Source organism: Bianquea renquensis (genome assembly GCF_014384895.1).
GTDB classification, from domain to species: Bacteria; Bacillota; Clostridia; order Lachnospirales; family Bianqueaceae; genus Bianquea; species Bianquea renquensis.
Genome location: NZ_JACRSQ010000017.1, coordinates 77,461 through 87,490, shown reverse-complemented (window position 1 = coordinate 87,490; position 10,030 = coordinate 77,461). Strand labels below are relative to the sequence as shown.

The 10,030-nt window shown below is 50.0% G+C and carries 10 protein-coding genes and 1 riboswitch; of the genes, 2 read left to right on the top strand and 8 right to left on the bottom strand.

Translation table 11 applies throughout. The features are described from left to right. A partial coding sequence (locus H8730_RS11760; RefSeq protein ID WP_249289854.1) for a hypothetical protein occupies positions 1-180 on the top strand: 180 nt, incomplete at its 5' end. 41 nt (positions 181-221) lie between these two features. Here H8730_RS11760 and H8730_RS11755 read toward each other — a convergent pair. From H8730_RS11755 to H8730_RS11740, 4 genes are all read right to left on the bottom strand, one after another. Next, entirely contained in the window at positions 222-1,028 is an 807-nt protein-coding gene (locus tag H8730_RS11755) for a helix-turn-helix domain-containing protein (RefSeq protein ID WP_177715423.1), read from the bottom strand. Between the two features lie 162 nt (positions 1,029-1,190). Next, a complete protein-coding gene (locus tag H8730_RS11750) occupies positions 1,191-1,466 on the bottom strand; it encodes a hypothetical protein (RefSeq protein ID WP_249289853.1) in 276 nt (91 codons plus the stop codon). 148 nt (positions 1,467-1,614) lie between these two features. Continuing rightward, on the bottom strand, positions 1,615-3,150 hold the full coding sequence (locus H8730_RS11745; protein WP_177715427.1) for an alanine/glycine:cation symporter family protein: 1,536 nt from the start codon (positions 3,148-3,150) through the stop codon (positions 1,615-1,617). An 81-nt stretch (positions 3,151-3,231) separates the two neighbouring features. Further along, positions 3,232-3,324: riboswitch (glycine riboswitch) on the bottom strand. A 240-nt stretch (positions 3,325-3,564) separates the two neighbouring features. Then, positions 3,565-4,932 (bottom strand): cation:proton antiporter, encoded by a 1,368-nt coding sequence (locus H8730_RS11740; RefSeq protein WP_177715429.1) that lies wholly within the window; start codon positions 4,930-4,932, stop codon positions 3,565-3,567. A gap of 228 nt (positions 4,933-5,160) precedes the next feature. Between H8730_RS11740 and H8730_RS11735 the strand changes: the two genes are divergently transcribed. Then, the gene (locus tag H8730_RS11735) at positions 5,161-6,051 is read left to right on the top strand and encodes a LysR family transcriptional regulator (RefSeq protein ID WP_177715431.1); all 891 of its coding nucleotides are present in this window, start codon (positions 5,161-5,163) and stop codon (positions 6,049-6,051) included. Positions 6,052-6,178: 127 nt separating this feature from the next. On the opposite strand, the gene H8730_RS11730 is transcribed toward H8730_RS11735, so the two are convergent. The 4 genes from H8730_RS11730 to H8730_RS11715 form a co-directional block, all read right to left on the bottom strand. After that, positions 6,179-7,360, bottom strand: a complete 1,182-nt coding sequence (locus H8730_RS11730; protein WP_177715433.1) for a HipA domain-containing protein — start codon at positions 7,358-7,360, stop codon at positions 6,179-6,181. A 180-nt stretch (positions 7,361-7,540) separates the two neighbouring features. Further along, positions 7,541-7,735 (bottom strand): hypothetical protein, encoded by a 195-nt coding sequence (locus tag H8730_RS11725; protein ID WP_177715435.1) that lies wholly within the window; start codon positions 7,733-7,735, stop codon positions 7,541-7,543. Then, positions 7,732-8,862, bottom strand: coding sequence for a glycoside hydrolase family 27 protein (locus H8730_RS11720; protein WP_177715437.1), 1,131 nt, complete (start codon positions 8,860-8,862; stop codon positions 7,732-7,734). Before H8730_RS11720 ends, H8730_RS11725 begins: the two co-directional genes overlap by 4 nt. A gap of 59 nt (positions 8,863-8,921) precedes the next feature. After that, entirely contained in the window at positions 8,922-9,863 is a 942-nt protein-coding gene (locus H8730_RS11715; RefSeq protein ID WP_249289852.1) for a hypothetical protein, read from the bottom strand. Positions 9,864-10,030 lie beyond the last annotated feature (167 nt).

The window sequence follows — 10,030 nt, the reverse complement described above, 5'->3', positions numbered from 1 at the left end:
TTCTCAGGGCAGCGCCCTGAGCCCTCGGAGAGCTTTTCGGAATCAATATCTGCAATTTTCAAGGTTCATTTGAGCCTGTTTTTTTCGGCTCAGTTTTTCATAGATTACTTGACACTACCTGATGATTTAGTCATGAGTATAGCTTTTTTTACGGTTACATACCACCAAACGGCGACTTGAAATCCGTCAACTCACAGTTGCATTTGCTAAAATCATAGGGGTTAGCGCATATATAACTTAAAAATCTCTTTTGCCCACCATAGATATGTGGGCACATTGGCATCAAGCCATTCTATCACATACGATAGATCCGCCGGCGCAAGTCTGCCTATATGTTGATATACATTGCCCACCGCTTCGGAGCCACCAACAGCGATCATAGCCCGTGCGTGGTCTCCAATGGCAATATACTTACCGATTGCCAACGCTCCGGAAGAAAAGCCACCGATGGAAAGAGCACCAAAGGAAATGATTCCAATGCTGATCGCTCCTACCGCAAACAATCCCAAGGCAATCGATCCGACAGATAGCAGTCCAAGAGCGAATGTGCCAAATGCAATCAAACCGATGGACAATACCCCTATGGATATGAAGCCAAGCGAAAGCAAGCCGAGGGACACCATGCCCCGCGCTCGGAGCCCTACTGCAAAGACACCTCTCGCTTTCAGTCCGATTGCAAAGAATCCCCTTGCATCTCGCCCGATGTGATACAGCGGCATACCGCAAACTATTTTTTCGCTTTTCCTTTCCCTGCATTGTCTCTTGATGGTGGAATGTATCGTATCCAATACGGATACGACTTCATCCGTATCCTTGCCGGATCTATCCGTGCAATCTTCATTTAACAGATAGTCCATCGAACAATCAAACAGTTTTCCCAGTTTGATCAGCTTATCGGTTTCTGGATACGCAATGTCCGACTCCCATTTGCTGACCGACTGACGGGACACCCCGAGAATATCGGCAAGCTGCTCCTGTGTGTAGTTGTTTTCTTTTCTTTGTTTTGCTATTTTTTCTCCAAGTGTCATACTGATTACTCCTTTAGGTTTTTCTCACTGCATTACGGTCTACATGATACCGCACCGAAGATAAGAAAACCACCATTTTCCCGTTTCTTAATGTAAACTTTAGGTTGCATAACACTTATTGGACAGATAGATGCCAGGGTTGTTCGACTCTCTACGCGCGATTCACATCTGTCGGATTACCTTAACCGTCTTATATATGGCACATACCAGTAATGCGATCCCTAGGGCGAGCATCAGAATCCCTGCTATGATCGATTCGCCCAGGATCAGGAGACCAAACACGAGGATACCGATTATAACGGCAAACATAAACAACCCTACCAAGATACCCAATGGATACCGGATCCACTTCGACACCTTCTTGTTGGGCAGGATTTCAATCGTGCCGTCTACCAGCAATTCTAAAATGAATTCAATGACATACTCCATTTGCTTCACTTCCTTGCCTTCCTAGCATATCAAAAGACAGCATAGCCTTTCGACTATACCGCCTTTTTGTTGATCCCATCCGGTTTGCATTGACTCCGTTAAGGATGCTGCGCCTTTTGGGAAAGGCTATTTTTTGATGGCATTCCATGCTTCGTTTTTATTCGCTGTCCTCTCCAAGTGTGGCCTTCGCTTCGTCTTGAATTGTTTTGTCAAATGACAGCATCGGCTCTCTGTCAAGCTTCCGTATTCTTCGATCAACGTAGTTTTTCGTTATTTTGGCTACAAGGGGACAGAGTGAAATGACACCGATAAGGTTCGGAATCATCATCATTCCGTTGAAGGTATCGGAAATGTCCCACGCAAGGGACGATGTCATAATGGCGCCCGAAATAATCATGATTACAAAAACGACCCTGTATACCGGAACCGCCTTTTCTCCAAACAGATACTCAATTGCCTTGCTTCCATACTGAGACCATCCTAAAACCGTGGTGAAGGCAAACAGCAGAATGGCAAGTGCCACAAACACTTCACCGCCCTTGCCGAATACATTGCCGAAAGCCTGCGCAACCAGCGTCGCGTCATTTACGCCTTCGACGGCAAGACCCGTTTCAAGATCTATGAAACCGGAGGAAAGGACAACGATGGCGGTCATGGTACAGACAACAAAGGTATCAAAGAAAACCTCGAAAATTCCCCACATTCCCTGTTTTACGGGTTCCTTTACGTTGGAGGAGGAGTGCACCATAACCGACGAGCCGAGCCCCGCCTCATTCGAAAACACCCCTCGCTTGCAGCCTTGCGTCACAACCTGCTTTATTGTAATGCCCGCAACCGCGCCTCCTACGGCCTTAACGCCGAACGCGAAGCGGAATATGGCGGCGAACATCTCGCCTACATGACGTATATGTACGAAGAAAACAATGAGCGCACCCACAACATACAGCACGGCCATAAAAGGAACTATTTTTTCTGCAACCGCGGCGATGCGCTGCAGGCCGCCGAGAATGATAAGGGCTGCGATAATCATCAGCATGATACCGATCGCCAATGAGATAACCGAAATTCCGCCCATCTGTGGCGCGTCAACATTGGCAAAAAATGCGGACTGAATATTTAGGGTGATTTTATTGACCTGACCCATATTGCCAATGCCGAATGATGCCAGGATGGCACATATGGAAAAGAGTACGGCAAGGATCTTTCCGATCCATTTACAGTTCTTCTTTTTGCCGAGACCGTCCTTCAGATAATACATGGCGCCGCCCGACCATTCCCCCTGACGGTTTCGCCTGCGGTAATAAATGCCCAGCACATTTTCTGAAAAGTTTGTCATCATTCCAAAGAATGCGGCAAGCCACATCCAGAACACAGCGCCCGGGCCTCCTACAACGATTGCCGCGGCAACGCCCGCTATATTACCTGTGCCGATTGTGGCGGCGAGTGCCGTACACAGCGCCTGAAACTGAGAAATCGACTTTTTATCCGTCTTTTTTGTGGCACGACTGTTCCTTTTAAACACGCTCCCGATGGTGTGTCTCCACCAGTGACCGAGATGCGAAATCTGAAAGAACTTTGTGCAGCAGGTCATAAGAATACCGGTACCGATGAGCAAAACCAGACCAATGGTTACCCATACAAAATTATTGACTGAATTGTTGATCTCGGTCAACGCTTTGACAAATTGCTCCATCCTTTCCCCTCCTAAAAATATAACGAACCGTGCAAGCTGCGCGGTTCGTCAAAAGTACCAAGTATTCTTCTGCTGCGATAAAAGATATGCTTTGTCCTTTTGCCTGAGAGATTGGCGCGCTGGCGCTTTGCCCCTTCGGCACTCAATTGAATGAGCTTCTCCAAAGTACTATCGGTTTACAGTCCTCATCCCCCGGGGGACGCCTGAGAGTGTTACTCCTTCGGCCGCACGACACTGCGTTTCCTGCAAACGTCATTTAGTGATATTAACTTGTACGGTTAATGTCTCTATTATATAAAAAAATAATCAAAAATGCAATACATCTCCTAAACTTTCTCTCCCCGTATCTAAATTTTTCTCGCGTCAACGGTGGAATCGGAGGCTTGCACCATCCCACATGGCTTCCTGGAAAGCTCAGCCTGTCACTGCTGAAGTTTTATTTTTTGTCTTTTTAGATTTCTCCTTGTCCGCGACTTTTTTCCCTTTGGCATTTTTCTTTTTCTTTTTATCTCCGTCTCCGCTGTCTGCGGGCTCAGGGTCCGGCGCGGGAACGGACAAGGCCGGCGGCGAATCTTTTTTGGCTGGGCGCTGGACCGTATGGGATAGGAATAAAGACAACTTAGCGCACGCTGGTCCCACCATCTCATACAGGACGCCGGAGGATAGAATGATGGTGGAGAGCAACACTCCCGACTCGTATGGAAGAATGCGCTGCCCTAATACGGCCAGGCCAATGGAGACGCCGGCCTGGGGCACCAGCGCCAACCCCAGGTAACGGCGGATTTCCATGGACGCGCCGCTGACACGGGCTCCTAGATAGGCGCCGGCATATTTTCCAAGGATGCGCACGAAAAAATACGCGATGCCAATGACGCCGGCAGTCGCCAGGGCCGGGACATTCATCCGCATTCCAGATAGCACAAAAAATAGGAGTAACAGCGGTGGCGTAAAATTATTGACCTGTTTAAAAAGGGCTTTGTTGCCGCTTACGTTGATATAAACCGTTCCCAACACCATACAAGACAACAGTGGCGACACGTTGAAGGCACTGCAAAATCCCGTGAGACAGAAGATGATGGCAATGACCAGCACCAAGCGGTGATCCTGGGATCGATGCTCATTGATGAGCTTATTGAGCAAAAATCCGCCGCCTACCCCAAGGCCGATGGCCGCCATATTGACAAGGATCGGAACCAACACCACCGTGATATCCATACGGCCTTGACTCTCCATCGCCTGGGCAACGGCTGCACAGATGCTGAAGGCCAGCAGGGCCACAGCGTCGTCCAGGGCGACCACCTGTAGAATCGTATTGACAAACTCTCCCTTTGCCTTGTATTGGCGAATGGTCATAATCGTCGACGCCGGTGCCGTCGCAGACCCGATCGCGCCCAAAAGCAGCGCAAAGGGGACTGACAAATGAAAGACAAAGATCATAACCAAGGTGATCAGCAGGGCCGCTGTAAGCGCCTCAAAGGCCGTGATGATAAATATCTTCGCCCCACTTTTTCGCAGTTGCGACAGTTTAAAGTATTTTCCAACCCCAAATGCGATAAAGGCCAGTGCTGCGTCCGTCACAAAATCCATCCGCTCCACGATGATCTCTGGTATTAAGTTCAACACATACGGTCCAATCAAAACACCGGATATAATATAGCCCGTCACGTTTGGCAGTCTCAACTTTTTTGTAATCCTCGTCATTAAAAAACCAGCAATTAAAATGATGGCCAGGCTGATAATAACCTGCGCCGACATACTGTCCAGTTTATCCAAGTGCAACATATGTCTTCCTCCTCCCCATTTTTGTCTAGATTTCATATCCCGTCAAAAGGTCCTGCCCATTATTCATTGAGAATCACGATTCTCGGAAGAATTTACCTGATCTGCTTTTGTAATTGACCCTACTTTTTCTTAGGATAATACTTGATTATATGCATTTTTTATGATAAAATCAAATTATAATTTATTTGGCTGTTATAAATATTTTTTATTTTTATAGGAGAATGCCCTATGGTGGATGTAAAAATCAAAACGCTGCTGACGATCGTTGAGACAGGAAACTATACCCGCGCTGCGCAGTTGCTCAATTTGACTCAGCCTGCTGTAAGTCATCATATTCGAATGTTGGAGGAGGAGTACGGCATTAAAATATTCAATCGCAATAAAAAAGAACTCCTTCTTACGCCGGAGGGCGCCGTTCTCGTTAAATACGCCCGCCGTGTCTGTTCCATAAACGCAGCAGCGAGACAAGCGATCGACGACTGCCGCAGACAGATCAAGCATATCACAGTTGGCATTACGCAGACCGCTGCTGAGAGCTTAATGCCGCAGGTCATGGCAACCTACTGCAATGATCACCCCCACACACACATCAATATAATTACGGACACGATAAATAATATTTATAATCGTTTGAAGGTCTTTGAGCTGGATGTGGGAATCGTCGAGGGGAAAGTCTCCGATCCTTCCCTCACCTCTGTGCTGTTGGATACGGATTTTCTTTGCCTGATCGTGTCGCCCAAACATCGATTTGCCAAGCAGCGCAGCGTTAGCCTTCGGGATCTGATGAAGGAAAAATTTATCCTCCGCTCCTCCAACGCTGGAACTCGCTTATTGTTTGACAGCTATCTTCAAAGCCATTCTGAGACCATTCGCGATTTGAATGTCATTATGGAGATGGATAATGTGACCATGATCAAGGAGCTGGTAGCCCAGAATATGGGGATTTCCATCATCGCCCACAGCGCGTGCCGGGAGGAGGAGCAGCGCGGCCGTTTGGCCGTGGTCCCCATCGAAAACGCCAATATGATTCGGGAGATCAATATGATACACCACCAGGATTTTACTCATCCTGAGATTCTGGAAGATTTCCGCAAGATTTATAATCGGTTGCGGTCGTGAGCCGGCCAGCAAGGAATCGACGGCGCTGCGGCAGGGTCACAATCGCCCGGGTATCAAGAATTGACAAAAAAAGAACGCCCTGTGACTGTCACAGAACGCTGACGGTTTCATATGTGTTCCTGAGTTGTTACCGTGCAGGTTTGGATTTGAGGCGGTTCCGTGCAGGGATCGACAGAAGCCTTCGCACCCGGCTTTCCAGCAAAGTTTCAAGCGCCTGCAGGTGCGTTTCCGGGAGATTGATACCCGGATGTCGCCGGAACCGGAAACCAATCATCCGCCGCAGCTGGTCCTTTTGCTTTGCACCCATTATCTCCGCACATACGTCCTCAAAAGAGATACCGTAGGGATTGGTGCGGGTGGCCGCATAGGCGCGAAGCGCCCCAGGCGTTTCCAGGTCCTGCCGTCCGGCGTAGCACAGCAGGGAGAGTCCATTATCGAAAACAGGGGCCGGAGCCGTAATTTCTCCGGTGTGATTGTCGCGCAGAACGCCAAAGTTCCCAAAGTGCCGGTCTTCGTTGTAGATCAGGGCGTCGAACACCAGCATACTGCGAAGCTGCTCAGAGAACTCCGGGCCGAGGGCCTCATAGTAGTCCAGACACGCCTTGAGACCGCCCGTTTTGACGATCCGGCCTATGGGAATATAGGAGGTATCCACATCCGTAAAAAGTGCGCACCTGGATGCGGTAATCCCTTTCCAGTTCTCCAGATCATAGTGCACTGCGTTCAGCTTCATGGTTTCCGCAACCTGGCTGGCATAATATTCACAGTAGGGTTCCCTGCCGGCATTGGATGCGCCGCTAGTGCCGCCCTTATAAAGGAAGATGCCTTCCCCGTCAATCAGACGCCATGCCTTGGGCAGAATGCCGTTGGTGGTTAACTCCGGGGAGGTAGTAAACGCCTGCCTGCTCTGTCCGGCTCCGGTATAGGCCACCAACGCCAGCATTTCTGAAAAACGATTGTCATAGAGGTTATACTGTGCAAATGTCCCCTCAAAATCCTCCGGTACCACCCAATAGCTGTCATTCAGGGAGAGTCCCTTACATACGTCAATGATTCCTTTTGTATCATTGTGACTTAATCCCAGGGTTTTCAGTATCTCATCCACAAATGTGCGGTTCTTGGGGATCACGCGCATCTCCAGCCATTTCACGATCCCCGGGCCGGTACGCTCCATGTCCAGGGGTAACAGATGCGCGTTTTCATCATGAACCGTCAATATTTCAGCCACAAGCCCCTCCAGACCGCGTTTCTCCATAGAAAAGCGCAGAAGCTCCGTATCGTAAATACGGAGGCTGTAAACATTGCTCATCACTGCCTCCTTATCTGTACGTGCCAGGGAACCATCTTTTCCAGCCTTGCCTCCACAAGCTGCGCGATGATCTCCTGGCGTTTTCCAGTGTCCTCCTGCATATGCCGCCTCCCGTCTTTTTCTAATTCAAGCCTCTGGGAATCCAGGGGACGGCATTAGGTTCAAGGAGGGCCCAGTCCCTCAGGAAAATAACGTACATCCTTGCCTGCGGAATTGCTCAATCTTCTCATAGAGCAGCCCCTCGTCCACGCGAAAATGTTGGCTAAGGCAGGAGATACAGCAAAATTCCTCCGCCCCGCGGTTGACTAGCTTTTTGTATAGGGCCGTCTCATCCGGCGTCAGCTCTCTGCCACAGCGAATACACTGGTCTCTCATCTCACAATCAGCTTTGCCCGGAACATAGCGCAGTCATGGGGACCGATGGGCACACACAGATGCTCATTGTACACGCCCACCCTCTCACCGGTGAAAACATCGGTCAGCTCAAAGGCTACGCTCGGGTCCGTCGGCAGTCCCGTCTCCGTAAACATAAAATGGACGTCCCGCGGCTTGTCAGTCAGATTGAATCCGGCCATGGCGTACTCACCGCCGGATAGGTGCCGGAAAAACATCGGTTCTACCTTGCTCGTTCCCGGTCCCGTCAACACGTAAGGCGGACGAACCTCCGGGTCCTGATCGATGGCAATCAATTCCTTGTTCAGCAGCAGGGATGCCGTCTGCGGCGTCATATTGCGAATATCGCAGCCGATCATGAGCGGTACGCCAAATAAACACCACATGGCGAAATGCGACCGGTATTCCGCGTCATTGCAGCCGCCGACTCCCACATTTCCCTTTCCATACATGCCCACCACTAGCATATCCAGGTCATTGAAACAGCCCGGCGCGCTACAGCAAAGTTTGTCGACCTGGCTCTCCGCGATGTTTCGGACAGACTCGAAATTGTCCTGAATGTCACCCGTGGACCGATACATATCCGCTCCGGCGCTCCGCATCCAGTTCCAGGATTGCTCGCTCCCCCAATTGCACGCGGAAAACAGAATATCCCGGCCGCTGGCCTTGAGCGCCATGCTCATACGGCGGTACAGCAGTTCTCCATTCATGCTCTTTGTCTTGTAGCAGTTATCATATTTCAGGAAGTCCACTCCCCACTCCGCGAAGGTTCTGGCATCCTGAAATTCATGGCCGTAACTGCCCGGGTAGCCGGCACAAGTCAGCACGCCGTCACAGGAGTACATTCCAAATTTTAAGCCCTTGCTGTGGACGTAATCCGCCACAGCCTTCATGCCGTTGGGAAATTTCCGTTCGTCGGCGCGCAGCTCCCCCTGAGGGCCTCGCTCCTTCTGGGACCAGCAGTCATCGATGACCAGATATGTATACCCCGCATCGCGCAGCCCTGTGTCCACCATGGCGTCCGCTGTCTCCCGGATAAGTGATTCATCAATATTTTCCCCAAACGTATTCCATGAGTTCCATCCCATGGGGGGTCTCGCAACATACATAGTCTTTACCTCCTGTCCAATGTTTGCTATATATGGGCCCTGTAGGGCTCGCACTCCCGTCAAATATGGCTTCCAATGTAGTCCAGCACCTCAAGCTGAGCTGGATCAAAGGAGCCATCTCGGTACAGACAGACATCGATCGTCACAGCGGCACCCGCATCATTAACCTGCTTGACATATTCCAGCATATACTCCCTGGAACGCTTGCACCCCGGCTTGCTCCACGCATCATAGATATTTCCAGGCGTGGGAAGACCCAATGGCGCCAATATATGGGCCTGCGCTCCCTCAATGTATCGCCCATCCGGGATCACCGTAAAATCATTGAATTCCCCACAGATAAAGTCTTCCCGTGCAAAATTCTTATGCAGATACCCTTTGACGCCATTATTCAGCGCCACGATACCGTTAGGATTCCCTTTTTTGCACGCCGTATAATATAGCTCTAACAGATCATCTGTGTAGCCAAAGGCGTCCTTATAGCAGCCGTCGATCCACCAACCGCGCACCCTCTGTCCGTATCGTGTCGCATACTCCTGTAAAACGGACGCCCACTTATCCACAAAATCCCGGGATATGTTCTGACGCGGTTCCAGAAATCCAAATCGGGCGCCCTCCGGCTCGTCCTTATAGGGCCCATCCCCTGTATAATACAGATAGAAATCGATCTGATACGGGGTCAGCGCTCGGTGGATATCCGCTGGCAAATCCCGAAGGCTGCACGCTTCCCCTGGTTTGGTCTGCGCAATTTCATCAAAGGTTGTATTGGGCGCCGCCATATACTTACGCCCCTGCATTAGAGTAAAAAAGTAATACCCTGCGCCCACCTCCGCCAATGTCTTGGCAATCCTGTCCACGTTTAGTTCGTCTACACAGGTATTCCAGTCAGTCTCTCCAGCCCCTTGATTCATAGGGCTTTCAGGATTGTTCTGCACGCCATACAGATAGTGAGTGAACACTCCCCATTTCCGCTCTGCCATGCGATCGATTCCCTCTGCCATAAAAATCCTCCATTCTGGAGCGTTAGCGACAGCGGCGAAGAGAAATTCGCGAAGGCGATTTCTCTTCTACCACCAGAGCTATTTGTGACGCTCCGGCACAAATAGCCGTGTGAAAAATAAGCGATCAAGCTTATTTTTCACACTAATCCTCCTTCAACTGTGGGTAT

Bases quoted from the DNA above. Each gene is read 5' to 3' on its own strand.
- H8730_RS11755 (WP_177715423.1), bottom strand. From the start codon at position 1,028: ATGACACTTGGAGAAAAAATAGCAAAACAAAGAAAAGAAAACAACTAC.
- H8730_RS11745 (WP_177715427.1), bottom strand. From the start codon at position 3,150: ATGGAGCAATTTGTCAAAGCGTTGACCGAGATCAACAATTCAGTCAAT.
- H8730_RS11740 (WP_177715429.1), bottom strand. From the start codon at position 4,932: ATGTTGCACTTGGATAAACTGGACAGTATGTCGGCGCAGGTTATTATC.
- H8730_RS11735 (WP_177715431.1), top strand. From the start codon at position 5,161: ATGGTGGATGTAAAAATCAAAACGCTGCTGACGATCGTTGAGACAGGA.
- H8730_RS11730 (WP_177715433.1), bottom strand. From the start codon at position 7,360: ATGAGCAATGTTTACAGCCTCCGTATTTACGATACGGAGCTTCTGCGC.
- H8730_RS11725 (WP_177715435.1), bottom strand. From the start codon at position 7,735: ATGAGAGACCAGTGTATTCGCTGTGGCAGAGAGCTGACGCCGGATGAG.
- H8730_RS11720 (WP_177715437.1), bottom strand. From the start codon at position 8,862: ATGTATGTTGCGAGACCCCCCATGGGATGGAACTCATGGAATACGTTT.
- H8730_RS11715 (WP_249289852.1), bottom strand. From the start codon at position 9,863: ATGGCAGAGGGAATCGATCGCATGGCAGAGCGGAAATGGGGAGTGTTC.